At 46.1% G+C, this 16,898-nt stretch carries 15 protein-coding genes; 9 read left to right on the top strand and 6 right to left on the bottom strand.

Features of this window, described 5'->3' with window-relative positions; genetic code table 11:
• Nucleotides 1–21 precede the first annotated feature (21 nt).
• From ggt to rarD, 4 genes are all read right to left on the bottom strand, one after another.
• On the bottom strand, nucleotides 22–1,779 hold the full coding sequence (ggt, locus tag AB4375_RS19190; protein ID WP_372052327.1) for a gamma-glutamyltransferase: 1,758 nt from the start codon (nucleotides 1,777–1,779) through the stop codon (nucleotides 22–24).
• A gap of 91 nt (nucleotides 1,780–1,870) precedes the next feature.
• Entirely contained in the window at nucleotides 1,871–2,533 is a 663-nt protein-coding gene (locus tag AB4375_RS19195; protein ID WP_372052328.1) for a LysE family translocator, read from the bottom strand.
• 98 nt (nucleotides 2,534–2,631) lie between these two features.
• A complete protein-coding gene (locus tag AB4375_RS19200) occupies nucleotides 2,632–3,426 on the bottom strand; it encodes an AraC family transcriptional regulator (protein WP_017065745.1) in 795 nt (264 codons plus the stop codon).
• An 86-nt stretch (nucleotides 3,427–3,512) separates the two neighbouring features.
• Complete coding sequence (rarD, locus tag AB4375_RS19205; protein ID WP_017061330.1) at nucleotides 3,513–4,421, bottom strand: EamA family transporter RarD; 909 nt, start codon at nucleotides 4,419–4,421, stop codon at nucleotides 3,513–3,515.
• Between the two features lie 179 nt (nucleotides 4,422–4,600).
• Between rarD and recQ the strand changes: the two genes are divergently transcribed.
• The 3 genes from recQ (at nucleotide 4,601) to AB4375_RS19220 (ending at nucleotide 7,716) form a co-directional block, all read left to right on the top strand.
• Nucleotides 4,601–6,439: an ATP-dependent DNA helicase RecQ gene (gene recQ / locus AB4375_RS19210; RefSeq protein ID WP_372052330.1), complete on the top strand. Its 1,839-nt coding sequence runs from the start codon at nucleotides 4,601–4,603 to the stop codon at nucleotides 6,437–6,439.
• A 49-nt stretch (nucleotides 6,440–6,488) separates the two neighbouring features.
• Nucleotides 6,489–6,800, top strand: coding sequence for a DUF3630 family protein (locus AB4375_RS19215; protein ID WP_017061332.1), 312 nt, complete (start codon nucleotides 6,489–6,491; stop codon nucleotides 6,798–6,800).
• Between the two features lie 244 nt (nucleotides 6,801–7,044).
• Nucleotides 7,045–7,716, top strand: coding sequence for a 7-cyano-7-deazaguanine/7-aminomethyl-7-deazaguanine transporter (locus tag AB4375_RS19220; RefSeq protein WP_017061333.1), 672 nt, complete (start codon nucleotides 7,045–7,047; stop codon nucleotides 7,714–7,716).
• Between the two features lie 102 nt (nucleotides 7,717–7,818).
• Here AB4375_RS19220 and gppA read toward each other — a convergent pair whose 3' ends face one another.
• Both gppA and rhlB read right to left on the bottom strand, forming a co-directional pair.
• Nucleotides 7,819–9,312, bottom strand: coding sequence for a guanosine-5'-triphosphate,3'-diphosphate diphosphatase (gene gppA, locus AB4375_RS19225; protein WP_017062980.1), 1,494 nt, complete (start codon nucleotides 9,310–9,312; stop codon nucleotides 7,819–7,821).
• 6 nt (nucleotides 9,313–9,318) lie between these two features.
• Nucleotides 9,319–10,629, bottom strand: coding sequence for an ATP-dependent RNA helicase RhlB (gene rhlB / locus AB4375_RS19230; RefSeq protein ID WP_017062979.1), 1,311 nt, complete (start codon nucleotides 10,627–10,629; stop codon nucleotides 9,319–9,321).
• A gap of 111 nt (nucleotides 10,630–10,740) precedes the next feature.
• Between rhlB and trxA the strand changes: the two genes are divergently transcribed.
• The 6 genes from trxA to fre all read left to right on the top strand — a co-directional run bounded on the left by trxA (nucleotide 10,741) and on the right by fre (nucleotide 16,574).
• Nucleotides 10,741–11,067, top strand: a complete 327-nt coding sequence (gene trxA / locus AB4375_RS19235) for a thioredoxin TrxA (RefSeq protein ID WP_010440700.1) — start codon at nucleotides 10,741–10,743, stop codon at nucleotides 11,065–11,067.
• A gap of 201 nt (nucleotides 11,068–11,268) precedes the next feature.
• Nucleotides 11,269–12,528: a transcription termination factor Rho gene (gene rho, locus AB4375_RS19240; RefSeq protein ID WP_017062978.1), complete on the top strand. Its 1,260-nt coding sequence runs from the start codon at nucleotides 11,269–11,271 to the stop codon at nucleotides 12,526–12,528.
• A 110-nt stretch (nucleotides 12,529–12,638) separates the two neighbouring features.
• The gene (locus AB4375_RS19245; RefSeq protein ID WP_017059249.1) at nucleotides 12,639–13,634 is read left to right on the top strand and encodes a hypothetical protein; all 996 of its coding nucleotides are present in this window, start codon (nucleotides 12,639–12,641) and stop codon (nucleotides 13,632–13,634) included.
• Nucleotides 13,635–13,732: 98 nt separating this feature from the next.
• Nucleotides 13,733–15,574, top strand: coding sequence for a 4-hydroxy-3-polyprenylbenzoate decarboxylase (gene ubiD, locus AB4375_RS19250; RefSeq protein WP_372052332.1), 1,842 nt, complete (start codon nucleotides 13,733–13,735; stop codon nucleotides 15,572–15,574).
• Nucleotides 15,571–15,840 (top strand): 2Fe-2S iron-sulfur cluster-binding protein, encoded by a 270-nt coding sequence (locus AB4375_RS19255; RefSeq protein WP_008224727.1) that lies wholly within the window; start codon nucleotides 15,571–15,573, stop codon nucleotides 15,838–15,840. The genes ubiD and AB4375_RS19255 overlap by 4 nt, the downstream gene beginning before the upstream one ends.
• Before the next feature lie 20 nt (nucleotides 15,841–15,860).
• A complete protein-coding gene (fre, locus tag AB4375_RS19260) occupies nucleotides 15,861–16,574 on the top strand; it encodes an NAD(P)H-flavin reductase (protein ID WP_017059251.1) in 714 nt (237 codons plus the stop codon).
• Nucleotides 16,575–16,898: the final 324 nt, after the last annotated feature.

Genomic DNA, 16,898 nt, shown 5'->3' on the forward strand with positions numbered 1-16,898 from the left:
GTAAAAAGGGAGGATTATTCCCTATTGGCCAATAGCTGCACCTTCACGGCGAGGGTCTGCAGCACCTTCTAGACCATCTTTTGTGATGCGAATAGCGTGTAAACCCGAGTTAAGATCGCGAACGTTGACCTCAAATCCCATCTTTTCTAGCTCAGGTTTGAAGTTTTCCGCCGATGTTCCTTTTTCCAAATCTAAAGTACCGAAGCGGTTTAGGAAGTGCGGTTGGTTGATGGCTTGCTGAATATCCATGTCCCATTGGGTATGCGCAATGATCGCTTGTGCTACATAACCTATGATACGGCTGCCACCGGGAGAGCCAATCGCCATGTAAGGTTTATCGCCTTGCATGATGATGGTCGGTGCCATTGAAGAGCGCGGACGCTTACCCGGTTCAAGTCGGTTGGCGATAGGCTTATCATCGTTATGGGTCTTGAATGAGAAATCCGTCAGTTCGTTGTTGAGTAGGAAACCTCTAACCATCAAGCGTGAGCCAAAGGCATTCTCAATGGTGGTGGTCATCGAAACGACATTGCCATCGCTATCGACAATATTGAAGTGGCTGGTGGACGGCAATTCAATAGAAACATCTTGGCTTCTCTGCATCGCGTGATCCCACGGCGGTGTGCCTGAAGATGCGCTTGCCAATGCCTTACCTGCGGTAATTAACTGAGCACGTTCCTGCAAATAGTCAGTATTCACTAACCCTTGGGTAGGCATTGGCACATAATCTTGATCCGCCATGTACATACCACGGTCTGCAAAGGCTAGGCGAGAAGCGTCTGCTAACACTTGCCAAGATTTCGCGTCGTTTGGTCCCCATGATTTGAGGTCAAACTGCTCGGTCATCGCTAAAATCTGCCCAACCGTTAATGCACCTGAACTTGGTGGACCCATTCCGCACACTTGGTAGCTTTCATAAGCAGAACAAACCGGCTCGCGCTGCTTGATCGAATAAGCGTCGAAGTCTTTCTGTGCTAATACGCCCGGGTTACCTTTCGCTGTTTGTACTGTGTTAATGATGTCGGCAGAGATCTCACCCTGATAGAAGGCCTTAGCGCCGTTCTTCGAAATAGCGTTTAACGTTGCCGCGTATTCAGGGTTCTTAAGTTGCGTGCCAGCGGCTTTCGGGCTGCCATCAGCATTGAAGAAGTAGGCTTTGGTAGTGGCAAAGCGGCTTAGTCTCTCTTGGTCATTCTCAATCAAGGTGGCTAAACGTGGGCTGATGGTGAAACCTTCTTCAGCCAGCTGAGCGATAGGTTTAATCAGTGATGCCCATTCGAGCTTGCCGTATTTCTGGTGAGTGTCCCACAGCAATTGCACCGTGCCCGGCGTGGCAACAGAACGACCGCCAACCACAGCTTCGTAAAACTTAAGCGGTTGTCCGTTTTCGTCTTGGAATAGACGTGGTGTGGCATCAAGTGGTGCAGTTTCACGGCCATCGTAGGTTTTGAGTTGCTTGTCCTTGCCATCAAAATAAACAAGGAACGCGCCACCACCAATACCTGACGATTGCGGCTCAACTAAGCCAAGCATCAGTTGCACGGCAACCATGGCATCAATCGCGTTACCACCACGAGCAAGTACATCGGCGCCTGCTTGGGTCGCCAGAGGGTTAGCCGCGGTGACCATCCAGTCGTTAGCTTTTACGAGTTGTTTGGTTTCTAAACCACTACTTTGTTCGGGAGCGACGGAATCGGCAGCTTGATTTGCCCAACTGACGTGAGAGGCAAAAAGTAGGGTAGAAGTGGCGAGGGTTGTTAGTTTTGTTTTCCACTGCATGATCTTCTCCTTTTCATATGCAGAGCTAGATTGGCAGTGGAAAGATAAGATAGCCAGTGCGTTGTTAACGAATTGTAATCTTGATTCGAATTTAAGCGATTAGACCAGACAGCGACTGCCAAAGAATACTGACGCCAATTAGGCTGAACACCACGCCACATAAGCCATCAATGTAGACCGTCGCTTCACTCAGCTTCTTTTGTAGTGCCTTCGTAGAAAGCATCCACGCTAATAGAGAGAACCAGAACAGTGATAGGCCGAACAGGATCAGCAGTGCAAACCCTTTGCCTGAAAGTGACATGTCGGCAGGCACTAAGCTCGACATCAAGCTGATAAAAAACACCAAAGCCTTTGGGTTGAGAATATTGGTCGCAAACCCTTTCGAAAATGCCTGACGCTTATTCGTGAGAATCAGATCTTTGGAATTGACGGTATCGGCGTCATCGTCGTGGTTCTGAATGAGTTGCCAGGTTGCTTTTAGTGCACCGTAGCCTAAATACAGCAAGTAGCTACCGCCAGCCAATTGGATAATGGCAAATAGGGTTGGTTGCTGGTGGACTAGATAACTGATTCCCGTCAGGCTGAGCAACGAATGCAGTAAGATCCCGCAAGATAAACCAAGCGCAATGTACAAGCCTGTTTGTCTGCCGTGGCGTGTCGCATTTTGCACGACTAACGCAAAGTCAGGGCCGGGGCTCATCAAAGCGATGAAATGGATAGAGGCGAGGGTGATCAGTATGGTGACTTCGTTCATGTCAGTTCTCAATAACGTTGCCGCTATTATTAAATAAGTAATCGTATTGAGCGTAGCTTACCGCGATTTGAAATCGAGCAATTGTAAATTATCAACACTTAGTTGATTTGTGAGGGTGGTACGCCGAATGTGGTTTTGAATGCCTTGGAGAAGTGTGCTTGATCATAGAAGCCTACTTGGTGCGCGACTTTAGTACCACAGATCCCAGATTTAATCAGGCGCATGCTCTGTTCCATACGTAAACGGCTCAGCCACGCGTAAGGGGTGATGCCCATTCTGTTCTTAAAGTGGCGTTGGAATTGAGTTGTGGTTAAGCCGCACAGCTCAGACAGTTGTTCTAATCGCACTGGCTGGTCCAAATTCGCCATCAAATAGTCTTTGAGTGTATTAATCGATTGATTACCCAGTTTGATGTCACTCTTCGATCCAAATTTTGCATAACGATCGACAATCGTTGAGAACCCCTCGAATGGTAAGCAATCTTGAGCGAGTTGGCTGATGCTTTGATTGATTAACAGGCCGTGTAAGTTGCGTAATTGTAAAAACGCAGCTTGATCGGAGAGGATTAACTCAGAAAAGCCTAATGTGTGACCATTTTGCTTGGGATCGGCAAGATCTTGAAACCATTGAGGAGAAACTGCAAACACACTGACTTGATAACCTGAATCGAGTTTGGAGTGCCCATCATGCAGCTCATCAGGTGGCATGATAACCACTTGGCCTGCACCGACATGGTGGCTCGCCCCTTTGTAGGCGAACTTTTGCTGCCCTTGGGTAATTAAGCCGATGTGAAAGTCCAAATGATAGTGGCGTTGAAAGGCAAACTCTTGGTATTGAGCTTGGATCAGGCTGATATCTTCTGTTGGGGTAGAGTAGTAGTGGACTTTATCCATGGTACAAAAAAGCTTGGTCAAATAGTCATCAATTCAACCAAGCTTATCTGCGTATTAAGGGATTGTCTTGTAAAAAACGATCAGTATCACTGTTTAGCGCGTTTGTTCTTCTTGTTGTTACGCAGGCCATCAAAGCTGAAAATAACCAGTGCTCCCCATATGAAAGCAAAGGTAATCGCTTTATCTGAGGTAAAGGCTTCACCGTAAATCAGAACCGCCAGTAAGAACATCAAACTTGGACCGATGTACTGGAAGAAACCGAGTGTCGATAGCTTCAAGCGAGTTGCAGCACCAGTAAAACACAGTAATGGAACCGTGGTGATCACACCGGCAGCAACCAGTAATAGGTTGAGTTGCATCGGGTTCATCGATAAGTTTGAGGTCGGGCTATCGGCAATAAACAGTAAGTAGGTTGCGGCGAGAGGCAGCATCACCAGAGTTTCAATGAACAGACCCGTTTGTGCTTCTAAGCTGACTTTCTTACGCAGCAAGCCATAAAAGCCAAAGCTAAAGGCTAGGGCAATGGCGACGATCGGTACTGAGCCGAAGGCAATTAATTGGATTAATACGCCAATCGCAGCAAGAGCCACAGCAAACCATTGCAGCTTACGTAAGCGTTCGCCGAGGAAGAGCATCCCAAGTAACACGTTAATCAGAGGGTTGATGTAATACCCCAAACTGGCATCGAGCATGTGATTGGAATTCACCGCCCAGATAAAGATCAGCCAGTTAGCACCCACCAAAATAGACGTCGCTACCAAATAGAGCATTTTTGGTTTTGAGGTCAAGGTGTCGCGGACTTTACGCCAGCTGCGGCCAATGTGCAGTAAGAAAGCGAGTAGGAAAAAAGACCATACTACACGGTGGCTGAGGATCTCTAACGGGGAAACGTCACTTAAAGATTTGAAATATATAGGGGCGATACCCCACATTGTGTAAGCGCCGACGGCAAGCAAAACTCCTTGGCGCGTACGTTGTTGTTCTTCCTGTGTCATGCATCTTTCTCTAGCACTGAGTGCTTATTAATAAGATTTATAAGAGAGTTGGTCAGTATAGGAGCGATAACCCTTTTCACCTAACAATTTGCGGTTTAATTCACCAGCATTCCACTCTACAATGTGCGACTTGCTTGCCAATGCCGCATGCTGACTTTATACCTCGATTAGGAACCACAATGACCGCCACTCTGATTGCTGAGCAAACACCAACTCCCGCGAATGATGCGCAAAACATCTTACAAGATGTGTTTGGCTATCAAAGCTTTCGCGATGGTCAGCAAGAGGTCATTGATTTGGCTGTTCAAGGCCGAGATAGCTTGGTGATAATGCCTACGGGTGGTGGTAAATCTTTGTGTTACCAAATCCCGGCTTTAGTTCGTGAAGGGCTTACTCTGGTTATCTCACCGCTGATCTCGCTGATGAAAGACCAAGTCGACCAATTGAAGGCCAATGGTGTTGCCGCTGAGTGCATTAACTCTTCAATGCCACGTGACCAGCTGATGAGTGTGTTTAATCGCATGAACTCAGGTCAACTGAAGATGGTTTATGTGTCGCCAGAGCGAGTGTTGATGCGCGACTTTATCGAACGTCTTCAAGGTTTACCGCTTTCGATGATTGCGGTGGATGAGGCGCACTGTATCTCTCAATGGGGGCATGACTTCCGTCCGGAATACGCATCATTAGGTCAACTTAAACAATATTTCCCGCACGTGCCTTACATGGCGCTCACAGCAACTGCTGATGATGCGACGCGCAAAGATATTATCTCGCGCTTACAGCTCCTGGATCCGCACACCTACTTAGGCAGCTTTGATCGCCCTAATATTCGCTACAACCTGGTTGAGAAGCACAAACCCGTGTCACAGGTGGTTCGCTACCTAGAAACACAAAAGGGCAATTGCGGCATCATCTACTGTGGTAGCCGTAAAAAAGTGGAGATGGTGACCGAGAAGCTGTGCAATAACGGTATTCGCGCCGCGGGTTATCACGCTGGTATGGACACCGATGAGCGTGCTTACGTTCAAGAAGCCTTCCAACGCGATGATATTCAGATCGTGGTCGCGACTGTTGCCTTCGGTATGGGCATCAACAAACCCAACGTACGCTTTGTGGTGCACTTTGATATCCCACGCAATATCGAGTCTTACTATCAAGAGACCGGTCGTGCAGGTCGCGATGGTTTGCCTGCTGAAGCGATGATGCTGTTTGACCCGGCTGATATGGGTTGGCTGCGTCGTATGCTAGACGAGAAAGAAGAAGGCCCACAGAAACAAGTTGAGATGCACAAGCTGAATGCGATGAGTGCCTTTGCTGAAGCGCAAACGTGTCGTCGTCAGGTTCTGCTTAACTATTTTGGCGAATATCGCGAGAAGCAATGTGGCAACTGCGATATCTGCCTCGATCCACCTAAGCATTTTGATGCGACCCAAGAAGCGCAAAAGGCGTTGTCTTGTGTGTACCGTGTGAATCAGTCGTTTGGTATGGGCTACGTGGTCGAAGTGATGCGTGGTATGCAGAACATCCGTGTCCGCGATAATGGTCACGATAAGCTATCTACCTACGGTATTGGCCGCGATCACAGTCATGATTACTGGATCAGTATCTTCCGTCAGCTGATTCATAAAGGCTTGCTGTTCCAGAACATCACTCGTAACTCAACTTTACAGCTAACAGAAGAAGCCCGCCCGCTGCTGCGCGGTGAGATGTCTTTGGAATTGGCTGTTCCTCGTTTAGATACAGCGGTGCGTAATGCTAAGTCCGATAAGTTAAGCAGCAAGAATTACGATAAGAAGCTGTTTGCGAAACTGCGTAAGCTGCGTAAGTCGATTGCTGATGAAGATGGCTTGCCACCATATGTGGTATTCAGCGACGCGACCTTGATTGATATGGCTGAAATACTACCTACTTCATACGGAGAAATGCTGGCAGTCAACGGTGTCGGTCAACGTAAACTGGATAAGTACGCAGACCCATTCCTAGATCTGATTCAAGAACACATCACCACACACGGCTAGTTTGCGAGAAACGTCTAACTAATAGAAAAAGAATAAGGTTGATAGGGACATGACAACACAAACAGAATTTGGCTTAAGAGAGTATTTAGCTGAGGAAGGGCGTTTATTGATTACGTCTCCAAGTTTTGATTTTGATTCTTATGAAGTGCTAGGTGAAAAGCTGGTGGCGTTGTTGTCAGCGTCAGTTGTTGAAAAGCAATGGGACGCCGATATGCATTCTTGGTTGATTGATTTTGAAGATTGCCGAATGTTCTTAAAGTCTGAGCATTACAGTGAATCAATTTGGTTTGAGTCGTTAAACGCTGAAGAAAGCCGAGAAGAGTTTGATTATCTCGCGACGCTTTTCAAGCGCGGTTTTTAACTTTAGGCATAGCTTCTAAAGCACAGCTTCTAGCGCTATTCACCAATAAAAGTGAGGATAAACGTTTGCGTTTGTTCTCACCATTGCAGCCAATATTGATTAATGTATAATCGCCCGCCGCTCAATAGAGCAAATTATAGAAACATTTTTAATTCACATTATTGGTAAGAGCTTTCTTGGATTATTCGAAGAAATGACTCGATTTGGGTTCCCTCACCCCCAAACCAAACTAAAAAGGTACAGCATGAGTAACTTTACCCCTGCGCAACAGCGCAAAGCCCTAGCACTATTAGTTTTGTTCCATTTGGTGATTATTGCGTCAAGCAACTATCTGGTTCAGCTACCTTTTACCGTCTTCGGTATGCACACCACTTGGGGTGCTTTCACTTTCCCGTTTATCTTCCTAGCGACCGATCTGACCGTACGCATTTTTGGCGCGCAGCTTGCCCGTAAAATCATTTTCTTAGTGATGCTACCAGCTCTGGCCGTTTCTTATTTCTTGTCAGTGGTGTTCTTTGAAGGTTCATTCCAAGGCTTTAGCCAACTAGGTGAGTTCAACTTGTTTGTTGCACGTATCGCCGCGGCGAGCTTCATGGCTTATTTACTGGGTCAGATCTTGGATGTACATGTTTTTAACCGCCTACGTCAGCTTAAACAGTGGTGGGTAGCCCCAACATGCTCAACGTTATTCGGTAATGCCATTGATACCATCGCATTCTTTGCGATTGCTTTCTACCAAAGCCCAGATCCATTTATGGCCGAGCATTGGACTGAGATTGCCTTAGTCGATTACGGATTCAAACTTATCATCAGCTTAGGCTTGTTCGTGCCTATGTACGGCGTGCTTCTTAACTACATTGTTAGAAAGCTAACCGCAGTGAACCCTGACTTTAAAGCGACAGGCGTGAACGCTTAAGTTTGAGATTTGTAACACAAAGCATTAATGCAGCGATAAGAAAAAGCCCAAGTTAGTCTACTAACTTGGGCTTTTTTTAATTTCTAGCGTCAGATACTAATATCAGAGGCATTTAATATTCAATGGCCAGCCAATATCGGTTTGTCTATTCGACTCGATCTCTAGCTCTGCAGCGGTCAGCGGATTGTCAGCTAACCATTGCTTAGAAAGCGTTAGGGTTAGATTGTTGTCATTCGTCGTCAGTTTGAACTCAGGCTCTAGCGCTGGGTTACGACGGTGGGTCAGCAAAATAGCTAAACGCAGAATACGTAAAATACGCTTGCTGCTGGTGCCTGAGATAGCGTGTTGCTCTGGTAATGAGGTTAACTGTTCACGGTAGCGACGAGTTAACTCACCCAAGTAGTGCTTTTGCGCTCGAGTAAAGCCAGGTAGGTCTAAGTTTTGCAGCAGATAAGCGCTGTGCTCACCGCCTTTTTTGAAATCGATGGTTAAACCAATCTCGTGAAGCTTAGCTGCCGTTTGCAATAGCACACCAGCTTGAGGTTCTGAAACCCACGCTTCGGCGCCCGCTTGGTCTAGCAGCGTTTGTGCGACTACAGCAACTTGTTCACCGTAGCTTACGTCCATTTGGTAGCGTGATTGAACACTCTTAATGGTACGCGCTCGGATATCTTCTTGGCGAAGCTCATCAACCATCTCGTAGGCTAGGCCTTCACGGAGTGCGCCGCCTGCGAGTGTCATTGAATCTATTTCAAGCAACTCAAAAATAGCAATAAGAATGGAAAGGCCACTCGGGAACACTAATGCGCGTTCAAGGGTAAGTCCTTCGATTTCTAGCTCTTCCAAGCGCTCAGTAATCATCGCTTGTTTCTGTAGACGCTTAAGTTTGGCATGAGTAATCACTTCATCCATGCCTTGCGCCAACATGATCTCTTGCAGTGCTTGAACGGTACCGCTGGCGCCCACACACACATCCCATCCGATATCAGTGTAGCTATCTAGGATAGGAGCCAACGTCGACTTCGCCGCTTCAATGGCGTTGTTAAAGTTGGTAGCGGTTAATTGGCGGTTTTTAAAGTGGCGCTCAAGCCAAGTAACACAGCCCATCTTTAGGCTGGTTAGTGCTTTCGCTGAGAAGCCTTCACCAATGATCATCTCGGTGCTTGCGCCACCAATATCAACAACCAGTCGGCGGCCGCTGCCACCAGAAGTGTGTGCTACGCCTTTATAGATAGTCGCAGCTTCTTCTTCTCCGGAGATAACATTGATGTCGTAACCAAGGATCTGGTTCGCTTTCTCTAGAAATATATCCACATTGATAGCAGTACGTAGGGTCGCTGTACCGACAATGCGGATATTTTCTTTCGGAATATCTTGCAGTCGCTCTGCAAAGAGACTCAAACAGTCCCAACCGCGCTGCATGGCTTCTGTACTAAGCGCATTATTTTCATCTAAGCCTGCAGCTAAACGCACTTTGCGCTTAATTTTAGCCATGGTTTGTACGCTGCCATCGATATGACGCACAACGAGCATATGAAAACTGTTCGACCCGAGGTCGATTGCAGCGTAAAGCGGGGGTGACACTGTTTGACTCATAAGCGACTAAGCTTCCTTGTTATGACGCGGTTGGCGTGGGCGACGGTTCTGGTTTGGTTTACGGTTCCCGTTGCGTGGGCCATTGTTGTTTGAGCGGCGTTGTTGCGGGTTACGTGTACGTAAGCGCAATGGTGCTGGTAGATCTTCTAGCAGTGCAGAAGCATCGTAGTCAGACACAGGGATCGCGTGCTCAATGTATTCTTCGATTGGTGGCAAGTTGATTGCGTAATCTTCACAAGCAAAGCTGATCGAGTGACCACTTGCACCAGCACGACCTGTACGGCCGATACGGTGAACGTAATCTTCACAGTCATCAGGTAGGTCGAAGTTGAATACGTGTGTTACTTGAGGAATGTGTAGACCACGTGCTGCAACGTCGGTTGCGACAAGCAGGTCAACATCACCTTTAGTGAATTGCTCAAGAATCTTTTCACGTTTCTTCTGAGGAACATCGCCAGTTAGCAGGCCAACACGGTGACCATCTGCAGCTAGGTGACCCCAAACAGACTCACATTTGTGCTTAGTGTTAGCGAAGATGATAGCGCGCTCTGGCCACTCTTCTTCAACTAGAGTCTGCAGCAGTGCCATTTTGTGTTCGTTTGATGGGTAGAACAGCTCTTCCTGAATGCGGTGACCTGTTTTACGCTCTGGCTCAACAACAACATGCTCTGGGTTGTGCATGTGTTCGAACGCTAGCTCTTGTACGCGGTAAGACAATGTCGCAGAGAACAGCATGTTCAGGCGATCTTTTGGCTCAGGCATACGGCGGAACAAGAAGCGGATGTCTTTGATGAAACCAAGATCGAACATGCGATCAGCTTCGTCAAGAACAACAGCTTGAATGTGGTTAAGGTTAAATACCTTCTGCTTGTAGAAATCGATGATGCGGCCAGTCGTACCAATTAAGATATCTGCGCCTTCTTCGATTTTACCTAGTTGCTTGTCGTAGCTTTCGCCACCGTAAGCAAGTGCTGCCTTGATACCTGTGCTTTCAACCAGAGAGTCAGCATCGTTGTAGATCTGAATCGCGAGTTCACGCGTTGGTGCCATAATAATCGCACGTGGCTGGTTAGGCTTACGCCCTTCATGCTCAGATGTTTTTAGCAGGTGGTTAAAAGTAGCAGTAAGAAACGCAAGCGTTTTACCAGTACCCGTTTGGGCCTGGCCTGCAATGTCTTGGCCGGTGAGCAGTACCGGGAGCGCCAAGGCTTGGATAGGGGTACAATAATCGAACCCTTTTTTCTCCAATCCTTCAATGACTTGCGGAAGTAAATCCAAGTCGGCGAACTTTTGCTCTGTGATATGCGTCTTTTTCATTGCTATAGAATATCAGCTTAAGCTTGCAATACGAAAGTAAATACATTCCAATAGGGCATCTATTTACTGGTTATCATCCAACCAGTTCTAAAAAATACATTGGAGTGGAAGATGAGTGATAAGATTTTGCAGCTAACTGATGACGGTTTTGATAACGATGTAATCAATGCTGCAGGCCCTGTTCTTGTTGATTTTTGGGCAGAATGGTGTGGTCCATGTAAAATGATTGCGCCGATTCTTGATGAAATCGCAGACGAGTACGAAGGCAAGCTCACAATCGGTAAATTAAATATCGACCAAAATGCTGGTACTCCACCAAAGTTTGGTATTCGCGGTATTCCAACGCTACTTCTTTTCAAAGATGGCGGCGTAGCAGCGACTAAAGTTGGTGCATTATCTAAAACTCAACTTAAAGAGTTCTTAGACGCTAACCTTTAATCAGGTCAGCATTTGAAAAGAAACCGTGCAGTTAACAAATGCGCGGTTTTGTTTTTTTCTAAGCTATGGACTAGTCTTAGTTTTAGTGCTAATTTATCGCACGTTAATTGAACGAATTTCTCTTCTTGGTCGATCCTGTGACCAAATCCTTCTTAACTTAAGAAAACAGATCCTATTTTGACTAAACAAACTTCCACCACTATGAATCTTACTGAACTGAAGAACAGACCTGTGTCTGAGCTTGTTAAACTTAGCGAAAGCTTAGGTCTTGAAAATCAAGCTCGCCTAAGAAAACAAGACATTATCTTCTCCATCCTTAAAGCGCATGCAAAAAGTGGTGAAGACATCTTTGGTGATGGTGTTCTAGAAATTCTTCAAGACGGTTTTGGTTTCCTACGTAGCGCCGACAGTTCATACCTGGCTGGCCCAGATGATATCTACGTATCACCAAGCCAAATTCGTCGTTTTAACCTACGTACAGGTGACTCTATTGGCGGTAAAATCCGTCCACCTAAAGACGGTGAGCGTTACTTTGCACTGCTTAAAGTAAACACGGTTAACTACGACAAGCCAGACAACGCACGTAACAAGATTCTTTTCGAAAACCTTACTCCTCTTCACGCTAACGAACGTATGGTGATGGAAGCGGGTAATGGTGCGACTGAAGATATTACGGCTCGTATTCTTGACCTTGCATCTCCAATTGGTAAAGGTCAGCGTGGTCTGATTGTTGCTCCGCCTAAAGCGGGTAAGACAATGCTTCTGCAAAACATTGCTCAAAGCATTGCACGTAACCATCCTGAGTGTGAACTAATGGTTCTACTTATCGATGAGCGTCCAGAAGAAGTAACAGAAATGCAGCGTCTAGTTAAAGGCGAAGTAGTTGCTTCAACATTCGATGAGCCAGCATCTCGCCACGTACAAGTTGCAGAAATGGTTATCGAGAAAGCGAAGCGCCTTGTTGAACACAAGAAAGATGTAGTTATCCTACTGGATTCTATTACTCGTCTAGCTCGTGCTTACAACACTGTGATTCCTTCATCAGGTAAAGTTCTTACTGGTGGTGTTGATGCGAATGCTCTACATCGTCCAAAGCGTTTCTTCGGTGCGGCACGTAACGTAGAAGAAGGCGGTAGCTTAACGATCATCGCAACAGCACTGGTTGATACTGGTTCTAAGATGGATGAAGTTATCTACGAAGAATTCAAAGGTACAGGTAACATGGAACTGCACCTTAACCGTAAGATTGCTGAAAAACGCGTATTCCCAGCGATTGATTTCAACCGCTCTGGTACTCGTCGTGAAGAGCTTCTTACCAAGAACGATGAACTACAGAAGATGTGGATCCTGCGTAAGATTGTTCACCCAATGGGCGAAATCGACGCAATGGAATTCCTTATCGACAAGCTAGCAATGACGAAAACGAACGATGAGTTCTTTGACGCAATGCGTCGTCAGTAATATTGATTAGCTGATCGTATTTAATAAGCGCTGCCCTCGGGTGGCGCTTTTTATTTGCATTTTGTAGCGCCAGCTTGCAGAATGAGCAAAAGTGTTACAAGGACGTTAAAATGCAACATGGACTGTTGTCATCATTACTCCTGTCTACTTCACTGTTATTTTCACCGGTTGGTATGAGCTATGCCACCGAGATGTCTCCACTTACAGTAGAGTCTTGGCTTGAGAATGATCAAGTAAAACTGAAAACTGCTGAACTACTCGAGCTTGTCGTACGTGACGAAGTCAATTCGCTACGCTTTGCGCTTGAGCGCCTGACATTTCCCCAGCAAGAGGTGGCTCGTTACCAACTCTTGAAGAAGCTTGAACAGCAAAAAATCGTACTCACACCCAAGATGTCTATCTTCATCGAGCAGCAACTTGCTATCACGCCCACTTATCAAGTCTTAGAACGTGGCGATGGCTATGAGTTTACGGTACCTGCCTTTAATTACCCTTCAATTGCTAATCGCCTTATTAAACAATGGCGTCAAGATCAGAAGACATTGGTATTTGTGCTAGATGCAGAGAAACAGGAACTCGACCTAAAAGAGTGGTTATCTGGATCTGAACATCAAGTTCAAACGCGAGAAGCGTTGCTCATTAGAGAGCTAGACAGTTTGTCTCCTGAAGCGGTTGATTACCTAACTAAGCAACTCACCGCATCTTCTATTGTTAGTTGGTTACCTTCTACTGAGGTGGTGGTTCGATTAGCGCAAGTGAGCGAAGACCCAGAGGTTTACAAAATTCTATGGCGAATGAAGGCCGATTATCATAGCCAAGCTGAGCTAGTTCGCCTTGCTGAAACCAAACAAACGTTCGCGCTTGAACAGGTGATGGCAGCGACTAAGAACCCGCGTTTGAAAGATGAAGCGATTACTTTGCTTACCAAAGTTAACCCGTTATCAGAAGAGGTGAAGCTGTTCCTTGTCTCTAGGATGGCGATTGCTGATGAAGCACCATTAGTTGCGCGTGAACTCGCCAAACAAGGTCATACGCGATGGTTGCAAGATCTTGTCAATGATAACCCTCAGGTGAAGAGTTCTTTGATCGAGCAAGCATTACCGTAAAGTGGATTTTGCCTCTCAATAACCACACTAAAAAGGGGGACCTCAGCGTCACCCTTTTTGATATACTGAGCGCAGAATAATCAGCATGTAGAAGTCCTATGAGTTTTAAAGATTTACGTGATTTTATCGACCATCTTGAAAGTATTGGTCAGTTGAAACGCATTTCTCACCCAGTCGATCCAGACTACGAAATGACCGAGATTAGCGACCGTACTCTACGTGCTGGTGGCCCGGCTCTTTTGTTTGAAAATCCAGTAGGCTATGACATGCCCGTTTTGACCAATCTATTTGGTACACCTAATCGGGTTGCTATTGGTATGGGACGTCAAGAAGTCAAAGAACTGCGTGAAGTGGGCAAGTTGCTTGCTTACCTAAAAGAACCTGAGCCACCAAAAGGCTTTAAAGACGCTCTTGATAAACTACCTGTGTTTAAGCAAGTCTTAAACATGCCAGCTAAACGCCTTCGCAAAGCGGCTTGCCAACAAGTGGTATGGCAAGGCGATGACGTCGACCTAGATAAAATCCCTGTGATGAGCTGTTGGGCTGATGATGTCGCGCCATTGCTAACATGGGGTTTAACGGTTACTCGTGGTCCAAACAAGAAACGCCAAAACTTAGGTATCTATCGTCAGCAGAAGATCGGCAAGAATAAAATCATCATGCGTTGGTTAGCCCACCGTGGTGGAGCATTGGATCTGCGTGATTGGATGGAAACTAACCCTGGGAAACCATTCCCAGTATCGGTAGCGTTTGGTGCTGATCCTGCCACCATTCTTGGTGCGGTTACGCCAGTGCCGGATAGTTTATCTGAGTACGCGTTTGCAGGCTTACTACGTGGTAGTAAAACTGAGGTCGTTAAATCAATCAGCAACGACTTAGAAGTTCCCGCAAGTGCAGAAATCGTGATGGAAGGTTACATCGACCCGAATGAATTCGCAGATGAAGGGCCTTACGGAGATCATACTGGTTACTACAACGAGAAAGAAAAGCACCATGTGTTTACTATTACTCATGTAACCATGCGCGAGAACCCTATCTATCACAGCACCTATACTGGCCGTCCACCTGATGAGCCAGCGGTATTGGGTGTTGCGCTAAATGAAGTGTTTGTGCCTATTCTTCAAAAGCAGTTCCCAGAGATTGAAGATTTCTATCTACCGCCTGAAGGTTGTTCGTACCGAATGGCAGTCGTGACCATGAAGAAGCAATACCCAGGTCACGCTAAGCGAGTGATGATGGGTGTATGGTCTTTCTTACGCCAATTCATGTACACCAAATTTGTATTGGTGTGTGATGAAGATGTGAATGCACGTGATTGGTCTCAAGTAACCGCAGCGATGTGCGAACATATGGATCCGTCACGCGATAGCCTGATGATAGAGAACACGCCGATCGATTCATTGGATTTTGCCTCACCCGTGGTTGGGTTAGGTTCTAAGATGGGTCTAGATATTACTAAGAAGTGGGACGCAGAGTTAGCGTTATCGCCAGATGTCCAAACAGCACCTGTAAATAGTGAACATATTGAGGGTAGCTTGGCTGAGTTAACCAAGGTTCATCCTGAAATTATTGATGTTCACCTGCAAAACGACAATGCCAGCATGGTTATGGTGTCTATTGATAAGCAAGCTGCCGGTAATGGTAAGAAAATCATGGAAGCGGTTTGGTCTCAATTTGATGAGAACAAGTTTGTTATCGTGTGTGATGGCGATGTCAATGTGAGTGATTGGAATGACATCATTTGGGCTGTAACGACAAGAATGGATCCGGCGAGAGATACGTTATTCCTGCAGAACGAAACTGGACACTCAAAAATGGGTCTCGATGCGACCAATAAGTGGGAAGGTGAATGCCTGCGTGAGTGGGGTGTACCAATCACAAAAGATCCTGATGTTGTGAAAAAGATTGATAGCATCTGGGAACAGCTAGGAATTTCATGAGCTACCAAGTAGTCTTATACCCAGAAAACATCAGTTTCACAGTAGAAAAAGGGCAAACGGTCTTGGATGCTGCGCTCAACAGCGATATCTATTTCCCAAACCGTTGCCAAGTTGGCGCATGCGCAATGTGTATGTGCAAAAAATTAGAAGGGCAAGTGAGTTACCACCTTGAACCCATGCTCACAGAGAAAGAGCAGCAACAAGGCTGGATTTTTGCTTGCCAAGCATTTGCAGAAAGTAATTTAGTTCTAACCTTTGCCGATTAAGGGTTAGTAAGAGGAAGAACATGACTATTAAATGTAAAGTGAAGTCTATCGAGCCTTTGGCTTGTAATACTTACCAAATCCTACTTCACCCAGAAACACCGGTCGCTTTTAAAGCGGGCCAGTACCTGATGGTTGAAATGGGCGAGAAAGATAAGCGCCCATTCTCTATCGCAAGTAGCCCTTGCCGCCACGAAGGTGAGCTTGAGCTGCACATTGGTGCTGCCGAGCACAACGCTTACGCACTAGAAGTGGTTGAAGCGATGAAGAAGGCACAAGCTGAAGATGGCGATATTGCGATTGATGCTCCACACGGAGATGCTTGGATCAAAGAAGAAAGCGATCGCCCTCTATTACTTATTGCTGGTGGCACGGGTTTCAGCTACGTGCGCTCTATTCTTGATCACTGCATCGCGCAAAATAGCTCGAAAGAGATCTACCTATACTGGGGCGCAAAAGATGAGTGCCAGTTATATGCTAAAGAAGAGTTGGTTGGCATTGCAGAAAAGCATAGCAATGTGCACTTTGTACCGGTAGTAGAAGAAGCACCGGAAGTTTGGCATGGCCAAACAGGTAATGTGCTTGAGGCTGTTATGCAAAGTTTCGAATCATTAGCTGATTTCGATATCTATATTGCAGGTCGTTTTGAAATGGCGGGCGCTGCAAGAGACCTATTTACTCAGAATAAAGAAGCAAAGCGTGACCATATGTACGCTGATGCTTACGCATTTATCTAACAATACCCTTAGATTTTGAGCAAAAAGAGAGCAGAAATGCTCTCTTTTTTACGTTTAGGTGAACTATTAGGCAGTTAACCCCTATTTATTCATTTTTCATGAAAAAGTAGTTGCTAAGCTGAGAGGGTTCCCTATAATGCGACACCACTGAGACGGCAGACGCCACAAGGCTTCAGCAAGAATCAGTAAGACGGAAAGCGACAAAAAATTAATTTTCAAAAAGTGTTTGACACTGAATGTTAATTCGCTAGAATGGCCGTCCACTTCGAGAGGCTCCTTACTTAAAAGGAACGCTTAAGAAGCTAAGCTCTTTAACAATTTAAA

Origin of the sequence: Vibrio sp. 10N.261.51.C6, from assembly GCF_041471785.1 — a bacterium.
In the GTDB taxonomy this organism is placed as follows: Bacteria; Pseudomonadota; Gammaproteobacteria; order Enterobacterales; family Vibrionaceae; genus Vibrio; species Vibrio crassostreae_C.